The organism is Streptococcus sp. 22.1 (genome assembly GCF_016648645.1).
Taxonomy (GTDB): Bacteria; Bacillota; Bacilli; order Lactobacillales; family Streptococcaceae; genus Streptococcus.
In genome coordinates, this window is sequence record NZ_JACLQK010000018.1 from 1 (window position 1) to 18,651 (window position 18,651).

The window sequence follows — 18,651 nt, forward strand, 5'->3', positions numbered from 1 at the left end:
TTAATCATGATGTCGTAGGTTCGAGTCCTACTGGCGGAGTATAATTCTTATTACTAGACGCAGGTCTAGCTTTTTTTTGTTAAGTTATTTACTTGTTAAAAGTTTAAATTTCAGATATGATAATACTATATTTTAAATTGAGAGGTATTCTATGTCAAATTTTGCATCTGCTTTTACACCTATTTCTGTTTCTTCGGCTAAGGAGAATATTGATACAGCTGAAAAATTTATTTTATTTATTGGACGTCCTTCTTGTCCATATTGTCAACTTTTTGAACCTAAATTATCAAATGTGGCACGTAATTCAAATCTTACTATTTTCTATATTAATAGCGAAAATAGTGAAGAATTAGAAGATATTCAAGCTTTACGTAAAAGATATGGTATTGCTACAGTTCCTGCTCTCTTTGTTTCAGAAAATGGTGCTGCTAAGGTTGTATGTGACTCTTCTCTTTCTGAGGATGATATTTTAGATTTTATTTCTTAGTCTTTTTGGAGGTTCTTATGTTTATTTGTAAACACGAGGTCCAGTATTATGAAACAGATCGAATGGGTATTACTCATCATTCTAATTATGTTCGATGGATGGAAGAGGCGAGAACTTTTTTTCTAAGAGAGATAGGTTGGCCTTATGAAAAAATTGAAGAGGAGGGAATTATCTCTCCTGTTACTTCAATTTCCTGTGACTATAAAGCTACTTCTACTTTTGCAGATGTAATTTCTATCGAGATTAATGTTAAAAGAGTTAAATCTGCTAAACTTACTTTTGTATACAATATGGTAAATCAAAACGGAATCCTTGTTTGTACAGCTGTTTCTGAACATAGTTTCTTGTCTAAGGACGGTGGTTTTGTCAATCTTAAAAGAGATTACTCGTCATTTTTTAATCTTTTAAAAGAGCATTCAGTTATGTAATAAAAAAGAAGAAAATCAAATCGATTTTCTTCTTTTATTCGGCAAGGAGTTTTTGATAAATAGCTAAATTTTCATCATCAAATACGTTAAATATTACTTTTTTTATTATACTTGATTCGTCAATAAAGGTTTTGACTGTTTGAATGGCGATTTTGGCAGCTTCTTGTTTTGGAAAATTGAAATCTCCAGTTGATAGACATGGTATAGCAATTGATTCAATGTTATTTTTCTCAGCTAGTGCTAATACTGAAAGATAACTTTTTGCTAAAAGATCTTCATCAATTTGTGTCGGTTGGTCTACTATTTTTGGACCTACTGTATGAATGACAAAGGCAGAAGGAAGATTGTAAGCTGGGGTGATTTTAGCCATGCCAACGGGTTCTTCATATCCTTGTTCTAAGATGAGCTCGAAACAAGCTTGGCGTAACTGAACACCTGCGTATGTATGAATAGCGTTATCTACACAATCATGAAGTGGTTTCATACATCCAAGTAAGGTTTTATTAGCTGCATTTACGATTGCATCTACTTCGAGTCTTGTAATATCACCTTTCCAGAGGTAGATTCGATCATCTTGTGGAATGGGCTGGAGCGAACTGAGTTGTACAAATCCTCTTTCCCCTTTTCTAACTTGTAGGTAAAGGTCTTGGATTGTTAAGAATTGTGTTGATGCTGCCATTGGTTTACGTGTATTAAAGAGTGCTCTGAGAAGTTTTTGTTTTTCCTCGAGTTCTTCTGGGATAATCAAATCATGTAATTCTAGATTTTCTTTTTTGAGTTCACCTATGAGATAGGTAATCATTGCATCTTTATCCATATTTACTCATTTCTATTTTTATAGTTTTTTATTATTATACTCCCAAGACTGCCTGTGGGCAAGTGATGTCTATGATAGGTAATGACTAATATTTGATAAGAATTTTTTATGTATGTGTCAAATTCTTGCAATAGCCTTTAGAATCATATAGAATAGGTCTACAAAAGTTTTATAATGTCTAGGAGGATGATTAAATGACACAAGTAGTAACAGATGCTACATTTGAACAAGAAACAGCTGAAGGCCTCGTTTTGATTGATTTTTGGGCAACTTGGTGTGGGCCTTGCTTGATGCAAGCACCAATTCTTGAGCAACTTTCTGAAGAAATTTCAGAAGATGAACTTAAGATTGTTAAAATTGATGTTGATGAGAACCCAGAAACAGCTCAGAAGTTTGGAATTATGTCTATTCCAACTTTACTCTTCAAAAAAGATGGTGAGGTTGTTAAGCAAGTAGCAGGTGTACATACAAAAGAACAAATTAAAGCTATCGTTGCCGAGCTTAGCTAACTAATCGTCACAGTCCCGTTTGGGGATTTTTATTTTTAGTTTATTCAAACGACGAGGAGAATCATATGTCTTATTCATTTCAAAATCCTAGTGATGAGGTTATAGAATCTTATTTAAAATCTGCAAAGACGATTGCAATTGTTGGTTTATCTCATCGCAAGGAGGCAGCATCTTATCAGGTTGCTCATTTTCTACAAGCTGCTGGTTATCGTATTATACCAGTAAATCCCAAACTAGAAGGTCAGGAGCTTCTAGGAGAGCATGTTTATGCTCATCTTAAAGATATCCCATTTTCGATTGATATTGTTGATGTATTTAGACGAAGTGAGCTTTTACCAGATGTTGCCTATGATTTTCTTGAAACGGATGCAACAGTTTTTTGGAGTCAAATTGGTCTTGAGAATGAGGAGGCTGAGACTATTCTTCGTCAAGCGAATAGACAGGATATTGTAATGAATCGTTGTACAAAGAGAGAATATATGCGACTCTTTGTTTAATAAAATGAAAAGGTGAGTGAGCTATGCTCGCTCGTTTTTGTTATAATAGAGCTATGATTGAAATTTTTGATACGCATACCCATCTTAATGTGGATAATTTTGCAGGAAAAGAACAAGAAGAAATAGATTTTGCAGCTGAACTAGGTGTTGTTAAAATGAATATTGTTGGTTTTGATAAACCAACAATAAATAAATCTTTAGCACTATCAGAGAGATATGATCAATTATATAGTACGATTGGATGGCATCCTACGGAAGCGGGGTCCTATTCTCAGGAAATTGAGGATATGATTGTATCACAATTAGATAATCCGAAAGTAGTGGCACTTGGGGAAATCGGTTTGGATTATTATTGGATGGAAGATCCTAAAGAAACTCAGATTGATGTCTTTAAGCGTCAAATAGCTTTGTCAAAGGAACACAATTTACCTTTTGTTGTCCATACACGTGATGCACTTGAGGATACTTACGCTGTTATTAAAGAAGTTGGTGTTGGTCCTCGTGGGGGGATTATGCACTCATACTCAGGATCCCTAGAAATGGCTCAAAAATTTGTTGATCTTGGAATGATGATTTCATTTTCAGGTGTTGTAACTTTTAAGAAGGCTTTGGATGTCCAAGAAGCTGCTCAGAAGTTACCTTTAGATAAGATTCTGGTTGAAACGGATGCACCGTATTTGGCACCTGTTCCCAAACGTGGTCGTGAGAATCGTACAGGCTATACACGTTACGTAGTAGACAAGATTGCTGAGCTTCGTGGTTTAACGAGTGAAGAAGTGGCTAGGGCTACTTATGACAATGCGATGAGGATTTTTGGTCTGGATGAATAGAATAAAGATTCAAGAAGTCATCGTCGTAGAAGGTAAGGATGATACGGCAAATTTGAGACGTTTTTATGAGGTGGATACCTATGAGACTAGAGGATCCGCTATTAATGAGGATGACTTAGAGCGTATCGATAAGCTTAATGACTTACGCGGAGTGATTGTTTTTACTGATCCAGACTATAATGGTGAACGTATCCGTAAAATCATTATGGAAGCTGTTCCGACAGCAAAGCATGCTTTTTTAAACCGTGGGGAAGCAACACCAAAATCTAAGACTAAAGGTCGTTCATTGGGTGTTGAGCATGCGAGTTTTGAGGATCTTCAAAAGGCCTTATCTGGAGTTTTAGGTAGTTACGATGATGATAATCAGTTTGATATTAGTAAATCAAATCTTATGAAGTTAGGGCTACTAATGGGAGCAGATAGTCGAAAGCGTCGAGAATATTTGGGCGAGGTGCTCCGTATTGGTTATTGCAATGGGAAGCAGCTTTTAAAGCGTTTGGAATTGTTTGGAATCACATTAGAGGAGCTAGAAGAGGCTATGTCAAATTACTAGATTACCAGTGATTTTAACATCAAATCGCTACTAAGTAGCTTATTATTGAGGTTGGGATAATTAAGGGTTTGGACCTGTTTTGTGTCCAAGTATAAAAATCGTGAAAATAATAAGAAAAGAGAATAAATGAGAATTGCAGATTATAGCGTGACCAAGGCTGTCCTTGAACGCCATGGCTTTACCTTTAAGAAGTCTTTTGGACAGAACTTCTTAACAGATACAAATATTTTACAAAAAATTGTTGATACGGCAGAGATCGATAAAAATGTCAATGTAATCGAAATTGGACCTGGTATCGGAGCATTAACAGAATTCTTAGCTGAAAATGCTGCGGAAGTTATGGCTTTTGAAATTGATGATCGGTTGGTTCCGATTTTAGAGGATACATTACGTGATCATGAAAATGTTAACGTAATTAATGAAGATGTTCTCAAGGCGGATTTACAGACACGTGTCAAAGAGTTTAAAAATCCAGAACTACCAATTAAGGTAGTCGCCAATTTGCCATATTATATTACGACGCCAATCTTGATGCATTTGATTGAGAGTAAGATTGCTTTTGCAGAATTTGTTGTTATGATGCAAAAAGAGGTTGCTGACCGCATTTCTGCAGAGCCTAATAGCAAGGCTTATGGTTCTCTATCAATTGCTGTGCAGTATTATATGACTGCTAAAGTGGCATTTGTTGTCCCTCGTACAGTCTTTGTACCAGCCCCGAATGTTGACTCAGCAATTTTGAAGATGACGCGCCGTGAACAACCGTTGGTTGAAGTTAAAGATGAGGATTTCCTTTTCCGAGTGGCTAAGGCTAGCTTTGTCCATCGTCGTAAGACATTGTGGAATAATTTAACAAATCATTTTGGTAAATCTGAAGAAGTGAAAACCAAACTTGAGCAGGCTTTGGAAATTGCTGATATAAAACCTTCTATTCGTGGAGAGGCTCTATCTATTTCTGATTTTGCACACTTATCAGATGCTTTGAGTGAAGCAGGTCTATAATTCAAAAATCCCACTGAATTTCAGTGGGATTTTTAGCTATGCGGAGAAAGGGATTTGAACCCTCACGCTTGAAAAAGCACATGCGCCTGAAGCATGCGTGTCTGCCATTCCACCACCTCCGCAGTGATAGGATTATTATACTGCAAATTACTAAAAATGCAAGGAGCTTAAGGAAATGGAAATGTGGTTTGTTTTGGATCAGAAAAGCGTGTTGTTTTGTGGTATAATAGGGCTATTAAACGATTGAGGAGTTCACTTGCAAGGAAGAATTATCAAAGCACTGGCAGGTTTCTATTATGTAGAGCATGATGGTGTTGTATACCAGACGCGTGCGCGAGGAAATTTTAGAAAAAAAGGACAAACACCTTACGTTGGGGATTTTGTCGAATTTTCAGCAGAGGAAAATTCAGAAGGCTATATCCTTAAAATTGGTCAACGAATCAATAGCTTAGTGCGCCCACCCATTGTCAATATAGATCAGGCTGTGGTCATTATGTCTGCTAAGGAACCGGATTTCAATAGTAATCTTCTGGACCGTTTTTTGGTTTTACTAGAGCATAAAAATATAAAACCTGTAATTTATATTTCTAAGATGGATTTGGTTGAAGATGATTCAGAAATGAAGGCTATTCAAAAACAGTATCAAAAAATTGGTTTTGATTTTGTCTTCAGTTTGGAAGAACTATTGCCGCTCTTGACTAATAAAATAACAGTCTTTATGGGACAGACAGGTGTTGGAAAATCAACCTTGTTGAACCGTATTGCCCCAGAGTTGAAGTTGGAAACAGGTGAGATTTCAGACAGTTTAGGTCGTGGACGTCATACTACAAGGGCTGTAAGTCTTTATGATGTTCATGGAGGGAAGATTGCTGATACACCAGGATTCTCTTCGCTAGATTATGAAGTGGATAATGCCGAGGACTTGAGTGAAGCTTTTCCGGAAATCCGTCAAGCTAGTCATGGCTGTAAATTCCGTTCTTGTACCCATACCCATGAGCCTTCTTGTGCTGTTAAGGATGAGGTTGAAGATGGCCAAATTTGGCAAGTCCGTTATGATAATTACCTTCAATTTTTAAGTGAAATTGAAAACCGTCGTGAAACATATAAAAAAACTGTAAAAAGAAAGTAGGTCTCTCATGTCTTATAAAATTGCTCCGTCTATCCTAGCTGCTGACTATGCTAATTTTGCTTCAGAACTAGCTCGTATTGATGCATCAGGTGCGGAATATGTTCACATTGATATTATGGATGGTCAATTTGTCCCTAATATCAGTTGGGGAGCAGATGTGGTCGCTAGCATGCGTAAACATAGCAAGTTGGTTTTTGATTGCCACCTTATGGTTGTTGATCCTGAACGTTATGTGGATGCCTATGCACAAGCAGGTGCAGATATCATGACTATTCATGTTGAAGCCACTAAACATATCCATGGTGCCCTCCAGAAAATCAAAGCTGCTGGTATGAAAGCAGGTGTTGTGATTAATCCTGGAACCCCAGTCGAGGCACTTATTCCTGTACTTGATTTAGTGGATCAAGTACTTATTATGACTGTAAATCCAGGTTTTGGTGGTCAGGCGTTCATTCCAGAAATGATGTCTAAAGTAGAGCGTGTTGTGGAGCTTCGCGAAAAAGGTGGCTATTCATTCGATATTGAAGTTGATGGTGGTGTAGATAACAATACTATTGCAGCATGTGCCAAGGCGGGGGCTAATGTTTTTGTAGCAGGCTCTTACCTCTTCAAAAATCCTGATTTGACAGCCCAAGTTCAAACGCTTCGTGATGCTATTGATGCCTAAAATAGCTTTATTTGTCGGTGGTGAGCTAGAGTGGTTCACTACCGATTTTGATTATTTTGTTGGGGTGGATCGTGCTTGCTTACGTTTGTTGGAGTTAGGTTTGCCGCTTAATCTGGCTGTCGGAGACTTTGATTCAGTATCTCGGTCAGAGTTAGAGATGATTCAATCAGCTGCTAAAGAGTGTAGGATTGCTCCAGCTGAAAAGGATGACACGGATACAGAGTTAGCCCTAAAAATTGTATTTCAATTATATCCTGAGGCGGAAGTAACTATTTTCGGTGCTTTTGGTGGCAGAATTGATCATATGTTATCAAATCTATTTTTGGTCAGTGATCCTGAATTAGCTCCTTTTATGAGGCATATCTGTTTGCAGGATAAGCAAAATAAGATTACTTATTATCCAGAAGGAAGTCATAACTTGTTACCAGAACCTGGAATGACATATGTTTCTTTTTTACATGAAGGTGATGGAGAACTGACGATTTTGGGAGCAAAATACGAATTAACTAGTATGAATTATTTTCAAAAGAAAATTTACTCTAGTAATGAATTTGTTGATGGTCCAATTCAAGTGATTGTGCCAAATGGATATGTGATTGTCATCCAGACTAAAGATAGGAGTTAGTATGATCTATCTACTTACACTTTTAACTTTATTAAGTTTTGGGATTCTTATTGTTCTTTTCTTGAGAAATATGGAGTTAAAAGAACAGATTAATAAGGGTTTGGAAGAAAATGCAGATAATCTTTCAGATCAAATTTCGTTTCAATTGGAAAGTTTTGCTAAGACAAACCAACTGGAAACGACAAAGCAATTGAACCAATTGCAGATGGAACTATACCAACAGTTGACAGATATCCGAGAGGTTTTACATCAAAATTTGTCTGATAATCGAGACCGCTCCGACCAACGCCTTGAGCAAATAAACCAAAGCTTAACCAAAGCGGTTAAAGATATGCAAGATTCCAATGAGAAACGTCTGGAACAAATGCGTCAGACAGTTGAAGAGAAACTTGAGCAAACCTTACAAACACGTTTACAAGCCTCTTTTGAGACGGTTTCAAGACAATTAGAGTCGGTTAACCAGGGCTTGGGGGAAATGAAAAATGTAGCCAAGGATGTTGGAAGTCTTAACAAGGTCCTTTCAAATACAAAAACACGAGGTATTTTGGGAGAGCTTCAATTAGGGCAAATTATTGAAGACATATTGACTGTTAATCAGTACGAGCGAGAATTTCCTACGGTATCAGGTTCAAGTGAACGAGTTGAATATGCAATCAAAATGCCAGGAAACCATAAAGACGAATATATCTACCTTCCCATTGATTCTAAGTTTCCTTTGGAAGATTACTATCGTCTGGAAGATGCTTATGAGTCTGGTAATAAAGAGGAAATTGAGAATCACCGTAAGTCTCTTTTGACTAGTATTAAGCGATTTGCCAAGGATATTAACAAGAAGTATCTTAACCCACCTGAAACCACAAATTTTGGTATATTATTTTTGCCGACGGAAGGACTTTATGCTGAGGTAGTACGCCAACCAGCCTTCTTTGACGCCCTTCGTCGTGAGGAAAATATTGTTATCGCAGGGCCGTCAACTTTATCAGCACTCTTGAATTCATTGTCCGTAGGATTTAGAACTTTGAATATTCAAAAGAATGCAGATGATATTAGTAAGGTTTTAGGCAATGTCAAACTAGAATTTAGCAAGTTTGGAGATATGTTAGCTAAAGCTCAGAGACAATTGAATACAGCAAGTAAAACAGTCGATAGTCTTCTCAACACAAGGAGTAGGGCAATTGTTAGAGCTCTTGATACAATTGAAACCTATCAAGACAGTGCGACACAAAGTTTGTTAGATTTACCACGATTAGAAAACGAGGACAAGCATGAAGATTAATCAAATGAAAAAAGACGAGTATTTTGAAGGTTTTTATCTGATTAAGCGTGCAGAGGTACGTAAGACAAGAGCAGGAAAGGATTATATTGCCTTTACTTTTCAGGATGATACTGGAGAGATTTCAGGAAACCTGTGGGATGCTCAGCCTTATAATGTCGAAGAATTTACCGCAGGTAAAGTAGTGCATATGGAGGGGCGTCGAGAAGTTTATAATAATACTCCTCAGGTAAACCAAATAACCTTACGCTTGCCTACATTTGGTGAGCCAAATGATCCAGCTGATTTCAAAGAGAAACCACCAGTAAATCCTTCTGAAGTACGCGAATACCTAGAGCAAATGATTTTTAAGATTGAGGAAGCAACTTGGCAGCGTGTTGTTCGTGCTCTTTATCGAAAGTATAATAAAGAGTTTTTCACTTTTCCAGCTGCTAAAACAAATCACCATGCTTTTGAAAGTGGACTAGCCTATCATACGGCTACTATGGTTCGCCTAGCGGACAGCATTGGAGATATTTACCCAGAGCTCAATAAGAGTCTACTTTTTGCAGGGATTATGCTTCATGATTTAGCTAAGGTTATTGAACTTACTGGTCCTGAAAATACTGAGTATACGGTTCGTGGAAACTTGATTGGTCATATTGCTTTGATTGATGAAGAAATCACTAAGGTGCTCATGGAGCTCAATATTGATGATACGCGTGAGGATGTCGTTGTTTTGCGTCATGTCATTCTCAGCCACCACGGACAACTAGAGTATGGTAGCCCAGTGCGACCTCGTATTATGGAAGCAGAAATTATTCATATGATTGATAATCTTGATGCCAGTATGATGATGATGACGACAGCCCTTAACCTAGTAGGTCCAGGAGAAATGACAAATCGTCTCTTTGCTATGGATAATCGTTCTTTCTACAAGCCAAAATTTGATTAAAATCGAAATTAAGCGAGCATTTCATATGAAAATGTTCGTTTTTTGCTGTATTATGGTATAATAGTTAAAAAGTACAGAAAATATAGGTAACATATGAAATTAAAACGAAGTGAGCGCATGGTAGTGATTTCAAACTACCTGATTAATAATCCTTATCAATTGACAAGCCTCAACACCTTTGCAGAACGTTATGAAGCTGCAAAGTCTTCAATCTCAGAAGATGTTGCTATCATTAAAAAAGCTTTTGAGGAAAGTCAAATAGGAGAAATCGAAACAGTAACTGGTGCATCTGGTGGCGTTATGTTTACACCGACTATTTCTGATGAAGATGCAAGAAGTCTGGTTGAAGATCTTTGTAAACGTCTTTCCGAGAGTGATCGTATCTTACCAGGTGGTTATCTCTACCTATCTGATTTATTGAGTACACCGTCTATTTTAAAAAATGTTGGTCGTATCATTGCCAGTGCCTTTAAAGGACAAAAAATTGATGCCGTTATGACAGTTGCAACCAAAGGAGTTCCTTTAGCAAATGCAGTAGCAGATGTCTTGAACATTCCATTTGTTATCGTTCGTCGTGACTTGAAAATTACAGAAGGTTCAACCGTATCGGTAAACTACGTTAGTGGTTCAAGTGATCGTATTGAAAAGATGTTCCTTTCAAAACGTAGTTTGAAACCAAATAGCCGCGTCCTTATTGTTGATGATTTTCTTAAAGGCGGCGGTACCATTACGGGTATGATTAGCTTGCTTTCAGAATTTGATAGTGAGTTAGTAGGTGTAGCTGTATTCGCAGAAAATGCTAAAGGCGATCGTGATATCCATGAATATAAATCATTACTTACTGTTTCTGACATCGATGTAAAAGCACAGAAGGTAGAAGTTGAAGTCGGTAATATTTTTGATAAATAATTAATCTACGATAGTATTCCTAATTTAACGATTAGGAATTTTTCTTTTTAACAAGAAAGTCTTGACAATAATCATCAAAAAATGATACTATATTAGACAGTACTTTTTACTTTTGGTCTCTCAAAAGTGTACAGAGACGTGCTGACATAAGTTGCAAAAGTACACAAAGATATGGGCTGTCACCAAGTGCCATATCAACCAAAAATAAAAAAACACAGGAGAATGTAGATGCCTACAATTAACCAATTGGTTCGTAAACCACGTCAATCAAAAGTTGTTAAATCTAAATCACCAGCTTTGAACGTTGGTTACAACAGCCACAAAAAAGTTCAAACTAACGTATCTTCACCACAAAAACGTGGTGTTGCAACACGTGTTGGAACAATGACACCTAAGAAACCTAACTCAGCCCTTCGTAAATTCGCTCGTGTACGTTTGAGCAACCTTATCGAAGTTACTGCTTACATCCCAGGTATCGGACACAACCTCCAAGAACACAGCGTTGTTCTTATCCGTGGTGGACGTGTAAAAGACCTTCCAGGGGTACGTTACCACATCGTCCGTGGTGCACTTGATACTGCAGGTGTAGCTGATCGTAAACAAAGCCGTTCTAAATACGGTGCTAAACGTCCTAAAGGATAAGAAGGGAGATAAGATAAAATGAGTCGTAAAAATAGAGCGCCTAAACGCGAAGTATTGGCAGATCCATTGTACAATTCAAAAATCGTTACACGTCTTATCAACCGTGTAATGCTTGACGGTAAACGTGGTACTGCTGCAACAATCGTATACGATGCTTTCGAGCAAATCAAAGAAGCAACTGGAAACGATGCTCTTGAAGTATTTGAAACAGCTATGGACAACATCATGCCTGTACTTGAAGTACGTGCACGTCGTGTCGGTGGTTCAAACTACCAAGTCCCAGTTGAAGTTCGTCCAGAACGTCGTACAACTCTTGGTCTTCGTTGGTTGGTTAACGCATCACGTGCGCGTGGTGAACACACTATGAAAGATCGTCTTGCAAAAGAAATCATGGATGCTGCAAACAACACTGGTGCATCAGTTAAGAAACGTGAAGATACTCACAAAATGGCTGAAGCAAACCGTGCCTTTGCACACTTCCGCTGGTAATCATAAGTTTCAAGCTGAATTACAGTCATATATTCATAAGCTAAGATTATGGATTTGTAATAGGCTGACTCTGAATTTAAATAATATTATTCATATCATTTGAAAACCAGTTAAATATTAGTGAAAAAACGGGTAGGTCCTGCCTATCCGTTTTTTGACAATAATGTTATAATAAATAAGTAAACTAAAATATTTATAGGAGAATAAACCTAATGGCACGCGAATTTTCACTTGCAAAAACTCGTAATATCGGTATCATGGCCCACGTCGATGCCGGTAAAACAACTACAACAGAGCGTATCCTTTACTACACTGGTAAAATCCACAAAATCGGTGAAACTCACGAAGGTGCATCACAAATGGACTGGATGGAGCAAGAACAAGAGCGTGGTATCACAATCACATCTGCCGCTACAACAGCACAATGGGATGGTCACCGCGTTAACATCATCGATACACCAGGACACGTGGACTTCACAATCGAAGTACAACGTTCACTCCGTGTATTGGATGGTGCCGTAACCGTTCTTGACTCACAATCAGGTGTAGAACCTCAAACTGAAACAGTTTGGCGTCAAGCAACTGAGTATGGTGTTCCACGTATCGTATTTGCCAACAAAATGGATAAAATCGGTGCAGACTTCCTTTACTCAGTAAGCACACTTCACGATCGTCTTCAAGCAAACGCACACCCAATCCAATTGCCAATCGGTGCTGAAGATGATTTCCGTGGTATCATTGACTTGATTAAAATGAAAGCTGAAATCTATACTAATGACCTTGGTACAGATATTCTTGAAGAAGATATTCCAGCTGATTACGTTGATCAAGCAAACGAATACCGTGAAAAATTGATCGAAGCAGTTGCTGAAACTGACGAAGATTTGATGATGAAATACCTTGAAGGTGAAGAAATCACTAACGAGGAATTGAAAGCAGCTATCCGTCGTGCAACAATCAACGTTGAATTCTTCCCAGTTCTTTGTGGTTCTGCCTTCAAGAACAAAGGTGTTCAATTGATGCTTGATGCGGTTATCGATTACCTTCCAAGTCCACTTGATATCCCTGCAATCAAAGGTATCAACCCAGATACAGACGAAGAAGAAACTCGTCCAGCATCTGATGATGAGCCATTTGCAGCTCTTGCCTTCAAGATCATGACTGACCCATTTGTAGGTCGTTTGACATTTATCCGTGTTTACTCAGGTATCCTTCAATCAGGTTCATATGTAATGAACACATCTAAAGGTAAACGTGAACGTATCGGACGTATCCTTCAAATGCACGCTAACAGCCGTCAAGAAATTGAACAAGTATACGCTGGTGATATCGCTGCTGCTATCGGTTTGAAAGATACTACAACTGGTGACTCATTGACTGATGAAAAAGCTAAAGTTATTCTTGAGTCAATCGAAGTTCCAGAACCAGTTATCCAATTGATGGTTGAGCCTAAGACTAAAGCTGACCAAGATAAGATGGGTATCGGTCTTCAAAAACTTGCTGAAGAAGATCCAACATTCCGTGTTGAAACTAACCCTGAAACTGGTGAAACAGTTATCTCTGGTATGGGTGAACTTCACCTTGATGTCCTTGTTGACCGTTTGAAACGTGAACACAAAGTTGAAGCAAACGTTGGTGCTCCACAAGTATCTTACCGTGAAACATTCCGTGCTGGAACACAAGCACGTGGATTCTTCAAACGTCAATCTGGTGGTAAAGGTCAGTTTGGTGATGTTTGGATTGAATTTACTCCAAATGAAGAAGGTAAAGGTTTCGAATTCGAAAATGCTATCGTCGGTGGTGTGGTTCCACGTGAATTCATCCCTGCAGTAGAAAAAGGATTGGAAGAATCTATGGCTAACGGTGTCCTTGCTGGATACCCAATGGTTGACATCAAAGCTAAGCTTTACGATGGTTCATACCACGATGTCGATTCATCTGAAACTGCCTTCAAGATTGCTGCGTCTCTTGCACTTAAAGAAGCTGCTAAGACTGCACAACCAACTATCCTTGAACCAATGATGCTTGTAACAATCACTGTTCCTGAAGAAAACCTTGGTGATGTTATGGGTCACGTTACAGCTCGTCGTGGACGTGTTGATGGTATGGAAGCACACGGTAACAGCCAAATCGTTCGTGCGTATGTTCCACTTGCTGAAATGTTCGGTTATGCAACAACACTTCGTTCTGCAACTCAAGGTCGTGGTACATTCATGATGGTATTTGACCACTATGAAGATGTTCCTAAATCAGTTCAAGAAGAAATCATCAAGAAAAATTCTGGTGAAGCTTAATTAGAACTTATAAAGTTAAGGTACTTATGAAAGTAAGTGCCTTTTCTATTTGCAATTTTTTGAAAAAAATTATATAATATGACTGTTGAAAGGTTGAATTGAAAGCGCTCAAGTTAATCTTTTCACAATAGGGAGAGCTTGCTCTCAAAATTATATTTATTTGATTTTCATAAGGAGGAAATCACTAATGGTAGTTAAAGTTGGTATTAACGGTTTCGGTCGTATCGGTCGTCTTGCTTTCCGTCGTATCCAAAACGTAGAAGGTGTTGAAGTTACACGCATCAACGACCTTACAGATCCAGTTATGCTTGCACACTTGTTGAAATACGACACAACTCAAGGTCGTTTCGACGGTACTGTTGAAGTTAAAGATGGTGGATTTGAAGTTAACGGTAAATTCGTTAAAGTTTCTGCTGAACGTGACCCAGAACAAATTGACTGGGCTAACGACGGTGTAGAAATCGTTCTTGAAGCAACTGGTTTCTTTGCTAAGAAAGATGCTGCTGAAAAACACTTGCACGAAGGTGGAGCTAAGAAAGTTGTTATCACTGCTCCTGGTGGAAACGATGTTAAAACAATCGTATTTAACACTAACCACGATATCCTTGATGGTACTGAAACAGTTATCTCAGGTGCTTCATGTACTACAAACTGCTTGGCTCCAATGGCTAAAGCATTGCAAGATAACTTCGGTGTTAAACAAGGTTTGATGACTACTATCCACGCTTACACTGGTGACCAAATGATCCTTGACGGACCACACCGTGGTGGTGACCTTCGTCGTGCACGTGCTGGTGCTGCAAACATCGTTCCTAACTCAACTGGTGCTGCTAAAGCTATCGGTTTGGTTATCCCAGAATTGAACGGTAAACTTGACGGTGCTGCACAACGTGTTCCAGTTCCAACTGGATCAGTTACTGAATTGGTAGCAGTTCTTGAAAAAGACGTTACTGTTGATGAAGTGAACGCAGCTATGAAAGCAGCTTCAAACGAATCATTCGGTTACACTGAAGATCCAATCGTATCTTCAGATATCGTAGGTATTTCTTACGGTTCATTGTTTGATGCAACTCAAACTAAAGTACAAACTGTTGATGGTAAACAATTGGTTAAAGTTGTTTCTTGGTACGACAACGAAATGTCATACACTTCACAACTTGTACGTACTCTTGAATACTTCGCGAAAATCGCTAAATAATTCAATTGTATAAAAAGAAGAGCTTCGGCTCTTTTTTTATTTTCCAAAATAATAAAACATCCGTATAAATAGGCTGTTATAATCTCAGTAGGATTGTGATTTATGAATAAGCTAGAAGGCATTCCAAATGAGTAGAAAGAGCATGACACAACCCCAGGCGTTTTTATTATGTTTTTGTATAGCTAGCATACCATAAATAAGTATAAAAACGGTAAGTGATTCAAATAGGGTATAGACATCAAAACCAATGATTCCATGGATAAGGAGGCAAAAAATCGCACAAGTTATTGCCCCACTATCTAACCAAATGTAAGGAGATGGAAAACGTATGCGTATCTTTTCAGCGATGACTACATAGTTAAATCCTTCCCAGAATCCCCAAATAAGACAGATGAATAGGTATGCCAGGATATTACTAGGAAATGATTGGCTCATTACTTCTTTTGTTAATTGTATTGATTGAAGAGGTAGATAGGAATGAATCTGATGAGTAATTCCTTTAAATATGATAAGTGGTAGGGCTACAAGAAGAGATTGAAAAAGGGTGGTAACTAGATTTTTGGTGATTAATCCAAAGTGTCTGAAAGATTCTTTGCGATAAAGCATAACAGTGCTGGTTCCTAAGCCTGCGATGGCAAATTGACAACTAGCTAATAAGATTAATCGCAGCCATAGCGGTACTGAGGTTTGGTTAGTGTATGAAAAAAGAGTTGGTTTAAGAGTAAGAAAGAGGAGCAGAGGAACAAGGGTAAGAATAAGGATTACATTTAGATCATGGTCAGCTTGTTTCTGCTTCTTGTTTAGCGGTTTTTTCATGGATATTCGACCTTTCTATTTCGATTATATGCTAAATGTTTTATACTGGCAATAAGCCAGAAATCCTTCTGATTTTGCTATCTCTTTTATGCATTTTGTGATATAATGAAAACGTATTAAAAAATTAAGGAGTCTGATCAAATGGCTAAATTGACTGTTAAAGACGTTGACTTGAAAGGGAAAAAAGTTCTCGTTCGTGTTGACTTCAACGTACCTGTAAAAGATGGCGTGATCACTAACGATAACCGTATCACTGCTGCTCTTCCAACTATCAAGTACATTCTTGAACAAGGCGGACGTGCAATCCTCTTCTCTCACCTTGGACGTGTAAAAGAAGAAGCTGATAAGGAAGGAAAATCACTTGCTCCTGTAGCCGCTGACTTGGCTGCGAAATTGGGTCAAGACGTTAAATTTATCCCAGGTGTTACACGTGGTGCAGAATTGGAAGCAGCTGTTAACGCTCTTGAAGATGGACAAGTTCTCTTGGTTGAAAACACTCGTTTTGAAGATGTTGATGGCAAGAAAGAATCTAAAAACGATCCTGAACTTGGTAAATACTGGGCATCACTTGGAGATGGTATCTTCGTAAACGATGCATTCGGTACAGCTCACCGTGCACACGCATCTAACGTTGGTATCTCAGCAAATGTTGACAAAGCTGTTGCTGGTTTCCTTCTTGAAAACGAAATTGCTTACATTAAAGAAGCAGTTGAAACTCCAGAACGTCCATTCGTAGCTATCCTTGGTGGTTCTAAAGTATCTGATAAGATTGGTGTTATCGAAAACCTTCTTGCAAAAGCTGATAAAGTTCTTATCGGTGGTGGTATGACTTACACGTTCTACAAAGCACAAGGTATCGAAATCGGTAACTCACTTGTAGAAGAAGATAAACTTGATGTTGCTAAAGCTCTTCTTGAAAAATCAAACGGTAAATTGATCTTGCCAGTTGACTCAAAAGAAGCTAATGCATTTGCTGACTACACTGAAGTGAAAGACACTGAAGGTGAAGCAGTAGACCCAGGTTTCCTTGGTTTGGATATCGGTCCTAAATCAATTGCTGAATTCGATAAAGCCTTGACTGGTGCGAAAACAGTTGTATGGAACGGACCTATGGGTGTATTTGAAAACCCTGACTTCCAAGCTGGTACAATCGGTGTGATGGATGCTATCGTGAAACAACCAGGCGTTAAATCAATCATCGGTGGTGGTGATTCAGCTGCCGCAGCTATCAACCTTGGTCGTGCAGACAAGTTCTCATGGATCTCTACTGGTGGTGGTGCTTCTATGGAACTTCTTGAAGGTAAAGAACTTCCAGGATTGGCTGCACTTACTGATAAATAAGTCTATTAGAATGAAAAGAGTTGGGAAACCAACTCTTTTTTGTGTCATCTTATTGGGTGTTTGATAGAGGCTAAAACTATTATTTGTTTGAACTTTGCAGTAATATACTGTATAAGTAGCCAAATGGTTCATAATCATGTTAAAATGGTAAAATGGGATTGAAATTTGAACCGAAAAAATTTAAATTTGGTATGCGTACACTTAAGACGGGACTTGCTGTCTTTCTTGTTTTAGGTCTTTTTTCTGCTTTAGGTTGGGAAGGGCTTCAGATTGGTTGTTTGACAGCAGTCTTTAGTCTTCGAGAAAACTTTGATAGAAGTATTCAGTTTGGTAAATCACGTATTTTTGCGAATACGGTTGGAGGTCTTTTGTCGCTATTATTTTACTTTGTGAATATGTGGTTTCATCATTCAGTTTGGGTGACCTTGCTATTGGTTCCAATTTTGACAATGTTAACGATTGTCATTAATGTGTCTTTTAATAATGCTTCTGGTGTTATTGGAGGGGTGGCTGCACTTTTGATTATTACCTTGTCTATTCCGCCTGATAATACTTTTACTTATGTTATTGCTAGAGTCTTTGAAACATTCTGTGGAGTCTTTATAGCAATCCTTGTCAATTATGATTATGATTGGCTACTTAAACATTTAAAATAAGAATGATAGGGTTCTATTGGACTCTATTTTTTATGATTTTTCGATAAAATCCTTAAATTAGAGCGAATATACAATGTAATGTTCGGTAATTGCTCATTGTGTAAGAAAAAGTGACATAAACTGTTGACATGTAGAAATATTCAGAATATAATTGTTAGGAAAGGAGGATGATCATGGCAAGAGAGAAAGAATTAAGGCGTTCTCTAGCTGTTTTTCCGATTGGAACAGTTATGAAGTTGACGGATTTAACCGCTCGTCAAATTCGTTACTATGAAGATCAAGGTTTAATTCAACCTGAACGTACAGCTGGAAATCGTCGGATGTACTCATTAAATGATATGGATCGTTTATTGGAAATCAAAGATTTTTTGGATGATGGTTACAATATTGCAGCGATTAAACATGAGTACGAAGAGCGTGAAGTTCGTGCCCAACAAAAACAAGTGGCTTTAACAGATGCGGACGTTCGACGTATCTTGCATGATGAACTCCTTCAGCAAGGCCGTTTTACGACCCCGTCACAACAATTTGGTAACTTGCGTATCTAATTACGCTTTG

22 protein-coding genes and 1 tRNA gene are annotated in these 18,651 nt (G+C 38.1%); 20 read left to right on the plus strand and 3 right to left on the minus strand.

All coding sequences use genetic code 11. The features are described from left to right. Positions 1 to 151: 151 nt before the first annotated feature. Together traF and H7U04_RS08575 are read left to right on the plus strand one after the other, a co-directional pair. Positions 152 to 487, plus strand: a complete 336-nt coding sequence (gene traF, locus H7U04_RS08570) for a conjugal transfer protein TraF (RefSeq protein ID WP_060971720.1) — start codon at positions 152 to 154, stop codon at positions 485 to 487. 17 nt (positions 488 to 504) lie between these two features. Beyond that, positions 505 to 915 carry an acyl-CoA thioesterase gene (locus tag H7U04_RS08575; protein ID WP_073689893.1) on the plus strand — a complete coding sequence of 137 codons (411 nt, stop codon included), beginning with the start codon at positions 505 to 507 and terminating at the stop codon, positions 913 to 915. A 34-nt stretch (positions 916 to 949) separates the two neighbouring features. Here the strand turns inward: H7U04_RS08575 and H7U04_RS08580 are convergent, their stop codons facing one another. Next, complete coding sequence (locus H7U04_RS08580; RefSeq protein ID WP_073689894.1) at positions 950 to 1,732, minus strand: protein-ADP-ribose hydrolase; 783 nt, start codon at positions 1,730 to 1,732, stop codon at positions 950 to 952. 194 nt (positions 1,733 to 1,926) lie between these two features. Here H7U04_RS08580 and trxA point away from each other — a divergent pair, with 194 nt between their 5' ends. From trxA to rsmA, 5 genes are all read left to right on the plus strand, one after another. Next, positions 1,927 to 2,241: a thioredoxin gene (gene trxA / locus H7U04_RS08585; RefSeq protein ID WP_002884315.1), complete on the plus strand. Its 315-nt coding sequence runs from the start codon at positions 1,927 to 1,929 to the stop codon at positions 2,239 to 2,241. A 65-nt stretch (positions 2,242 to 2,306) separates the two neighbouring features. Next, positions 2,307 to 2,738 (plus strand): CoA-binding protein, encoded by a 432-nt coding sequence (locus H7U04_RS08590; protein ID WP_002891932.1) that lies wholly within the window; start codon positions 2,307 to 2,309, stop codon positions 2,736 to 2,738. 53 nt (positions 2,739 to 2,791) lie between these two features. Continuing rightward, positions 2,792 to 3,568 carry a TatD family hydrolase gene (locus tag H7U04_RS08595; RefSeq protein WP_037599169.1) on the plus strand — a complete coding sequence of 259 codons (777 nt, stop codon included), beginning with the start codon at positions 2,792 to 2,794 and terminating at the stop codon, positions 3,566 to 3,568. Beyond that, positions 3,561 to 4,121, plus strand: a complete 561-nt coding sequence (gene rnmV / locus H7U04_RS08600) for a ribonuclease M5 (RefSeq protein WP_037599066.1) — start codon at positions 3,561 to 3,563, stop codon at positions 4,119 to 4,121. The genes H7U04_RS08595 and rnmV overlap by 8 nt, the downstream gene beginning before the upstream one ends. A 126-nt stretch (positions 4,122 to 4,247) precedes the next feature. Further along, the gene (rsmA, locus tag H7U04_RS08605; RefSeq protein WP_061652507.1) at positions 4,248 to 5,120 is read left to right on the plus strand and encodes a 16S rRNA (adenine(1518)-N(6)/adenine(1519)-N(6))-dimethyltransferase RsmA; all 873 of its coding nucleotides are present in this window, start codon (positions 4,248 to 4,250) and stop codon (positions 5,118 to 5,120) included. A 39-nt stretch (positions 5,121 to 5,159) separates the two neighbouring features. Here rsmA and H7U04_RS08610 read toward each other — a convergent pair. Next, a tRNA-Leu gene (locus tag H7U04_RS08610) sits at positions 5,160 to 5,242 on the minus strand. Between the two features lie 134 nt (positions 5,243 to 5,376). On the opposite strand from H7U04_RS08610, the gene rsgA reads away from it, so the two are divergent. From rsgA to gap, 10 genes are all read left to right on the plus strand, one after another. Next, on the plus strand, positions 5,377 to 6,249 hold the full coding sequence (rsgA, locus tag H7U04_RS08615; RefSeq protein WP_073689895.1) for a ribosome small subunit-dependent GTPase A: 873 nt from the start codon (positions 5,377 to 5,379) through the stop codon (positions 6,247 to 6,249). 7 nt (positions 6,250 to 6,256) lie between these two features. Then, positions 6,257 to 6,916, plus strand: a complete 660-nt coding sequence (gene rpe, locus H7U04_RS08620; protein ID WP_002884311.1) for a ribulose-phosphate 3-epimerase — start codon at positions 6,257 to 6,259, stop codon at positions 6,914 to 6,916. Further along, the gene (locus tag H7U04_RS08625) at positions 6,909 to 7,541 is read left to right on the plus strand and encodes a thiamine diphosphokinase (RefSeq protein ID WP_037598492.1); all 633 of its coding nucleotides are present in this window, start codon (positions 6,909 to 6,911) and stop codon (positions 7,539 to 7,541) included. Before rpe ends, H7U04_RS08625 begins: the two co-directional genes overlap by 8 nt. 1 nt (position 7,542) lies before the next feature. Further along, positions 7,543 to 8,817, plus strand: a complete 1,275-nt coding sequence (gene rmuC / locus H7U04_RS08630) for a DNA recombination protein RmuC (protein WP_037598490.1) — start codon at positions 7,543 to 7,545, stop codon at positions 8,815 to 8,817. Then, positions 8,807 to 9,748 (plus strand): 3'-5' exoribonuclease YhaM family protein, encoded by a 942-nt coding sequence (locus H7U04_RS08635; protein WP_002884679.1) that lies wholly within the window; start codon positions 8,807 to 8,809, stop codon positions 9,746 to 9,748. Before rmuC ends, H7U04_RS08635 begins: the two co-directional genes overlap by 11 nt. Before the next feature lie 93 nt (positions 9,749 to 9,841). Continuing rightward, on the plus strand, positions 9,842 to 10,657 hold the full coding sequence (gene purR / locus H7U04_RS08640; RefSeq protein ID WP_002891918.1) for a pur operon repressor: 816 nt from the start codon (positions 9,842 to 9,844) through the stop codon (positions 10,655 to 10,657). 228 nt (positions 10,658 to 10,885) lie between these two features. Then, complete coding sequence (gene rpsL, locus H7U04_RS08645; RefSeq protein ID WP_002884809.1) at positions 10,886 to 11,299, plus strand: 30S ribosomal protein S12; 414 nt, start codon at positions 10,886 to 10,888, stop codon at positions 11,297 to 11,299. A gap of 18 nt (positions 11,300 to 11,317) precedes the next feature. Beyond that, the gene (gene rpsG, locus H7U04_RS08650; protein ID WP_002884746.1) at positions 11,318 to 11,788 is read left to right on the plus strand and encodes a 30S ribosomal protein S7; all 471 of its coding nucleotides are present in this window, start codon (positions 11,318 to 11,320) and stop codon (positions 11,786 to 11,788) included. Positions 11,789 to 12,000: 212 nt separating this feature from the next. Further along, entirely contained in the window at positions 12,001 to 14,082 is a 2,082-nt protein-coding gene (gene fusA, locus H7U04_RS08655) for an elongation factor G (protein ID WP_002884537.1), read from the plus strand. A gap of 187 nt (positions 14,083 to 14,269) precedes the next feature. Beyond that, positions 14,270 to 15,280 carry a type I glyceraldehyde-3-phosphate dehydrogenase gene (gene gap, locus H7U04_RS08660; RefSeq protein WP_002884461.1) on the plus strand — a complete coding sequence of 337 codons (1,011 nt, stop codon included), beginning with the start codon at positions 14,270 to 14,272 and terminating at the stop codon, positions 15,278 to 15,280. A gap of 111 nt (positions 15,281 to 15,391) precedes the next feature. Here the strand turns inward: gap and H7U04_RS08665 are convergent, their stop codons facing one another. Then, positions 15,392 to 16,096, minus strand: a complete 705-nt coding sequence (locus H7U04_RS08665; protein ID WP_022495961.1) for a hypothetical protein — start codon at positions 16,094 to 16,096, stop codon at positions 15,392 to 15,394. Between the two features lie 141 nt (positions 16,097 to 16,237). On the opposite strand from H7U04_RS08665, the gene H7U04_RS08670 reads away from it, so the two are divergent. From H7U04_RS08670 to H7U04_RS08680, 3 genes are all read left to right on the plus strand, one after another. Next, a complete protein-coding gene (locus H7U04_RS08670) occupies positions 16,238 to 17,437 on the plus strand; it encodes a phosphoglycerate kinase (RefSeq protein ID WP_002884739.1) in 1,200 nt (399 codons plus the stop codon). Positions 17,438 to 17,589: 152 nt separating this feature from the next. Then, positions 17,590 to 18,093, plus strand: coding sequence for an FUSC family protein (locus tag H7U04_RS08675; protein WP_037602725.1), 504 nt, complete (start codon positions 17,590 to 17,592; stop codon positions 18,091 to 18,093). 173 nt (positions 18,094 to 18,266) lie between these two features. Further along, a complete protein-coding gene (locus H7U04_RS08680; RefSeq protein WP_008535631.1) occupies positions 18,267 to 18,641 on the plus strand; it encodes a MerR family transcriptional regulator in 375 nt (124 codons plus the stop codon). Positions 18,642 to 18,651 lie beyond the last annotated feature (10 nt).

Coding starts and splice junctions, on each gene's coding strand:
- traF (WP_060971720.1), top strand. CDS start 152: ATGTCAAATTTTGCATCTGCTTTTACACCTATTTCTGTTTCTTCGGCT.
- H7U04_RS08575 (WP_073689893.1), top strand. CDS start 505: ATGTTTATTTGTAAACACGAGGTCCAGTATTATGAAACAGATCGAATG.
- H7U04_RS08580 (WP_073689894.1), bottom strand. CDS start 1,732: ATGGATAAAGATGCAATGATTACCTATCTCATAGGTGAACTCAAAAAA.
- trxA (WP_002884315.1), top strand. CDS start 1,927: ATGACACAAGTAGTAACAGATGCTACATTTGAACAAGAAACAGCTGAA.
- H7U04_RS08590 (WP_002891932.1), top strand. CDS start 2,307: ATGTCTTATTCATTTCAAAATCCTAGTGATGAGGTTATAGAATCTTAT.
- H7U04_RS08595 (WP_037599169.1), top strand. CDS start 2,792: ATGATTGAAATTTTTGATACGCATACCCATCTTAATGTGGATAATTTT.
- rnmV (WP_037599066.1), top strand. CDS start 3,561: ATGAATAGAATAAAGATTCAAGAAGTCATCGTCGTAGAAGGTAAGGAT.
- rsmA (WP_061652507.1), top strand. CDS start 4,248: ATGAGAATTGCAGATTATAGCGTGACCAAGGCTGTCCTTGAACGCCAT.
- rpe (WP_002884311.1), top strand. CDS start 6,257: ATGTCTTATAAAATTGCTCCGTCTATCCTAGCTGCTGACTATGCTAAT.
- H7U04_RS08625 (WP_037598492.1), top strand. CDS start 6,909: ATGCCTAAAATAGCTTTATTTGTCGGTGGTGAGCTAGAGTGGTTCACT.
- rmuC (WP_037598490.1), top strand. CDS start 7,543: ATGATCTATCTACTTACACTTTTAACTTTATTAAGTTTTGGGATTCTT.
- H7U04_RS08635 (WP_002884679.1), top strand. CDS start 8,807: ATGAAGATTAATCAAATGAAAAAAGACGAGTATTTTGAAGGTTTTTAT.
- purR (WP_002891918.1), top strand. CDS start 9,842: ATGAAATTAAAACGAAGTGAGCGCATGGTAGTGATTTCAAACTACCTG.
- rpsL (WP_002884809.1), top strand. CDS start 10,886: ATGCCTACAATTAACCAATTGGTTCGTAAACCACGTCAATCAAAAGTT.
- rpsG (WP_002884746.1), top strand. CDS start 11,318: ATGAGTCGTAAAAATAGAGCGCCTAAACGCGAAGTATTGGCAGATCCA.
- fusA (WP_002884537.1), top strand. CDS start 12,001: ATGGCACGCGAATTTTCACTTGCAAAAACTCGTAATATCGGTATCATG.
- gap (WP_002884461.1), top strand. CDS start 14,270: ATGGTAGTTAAAGTTGGTATTAACGGTTTCGGTCGTATCGGTCGTCTT.
- H7U04_RS08665 (WP_022495961.1), bottom strand. CDS start 16,096: ATGAAAAAACCGCTAAACAAGAAGCAGAAACAAGCTGACCATGATCTA.
- H7U04_RS08670 (WP_002884739.1), top strand. CDS start 16,238: ATGGCTAAATTGACTGTTAAAGACGTTGACTTGAAAGGGAAAAAAGTT.
- H7U04_RS08675 (WP_037602725.1), top strand. CDS start 17,590: ATGGGATTGAAATTTGAACCGAAAAAATTTAAATTTGGTATGCGTACA.
- H7U04_RS08680 (WP_008535631.1), top strand. CDS start 18,267: ATGGCAAGAGAGAAAGAATTAAGGCGTTCTCTAGCTGTTTTTCCGATT.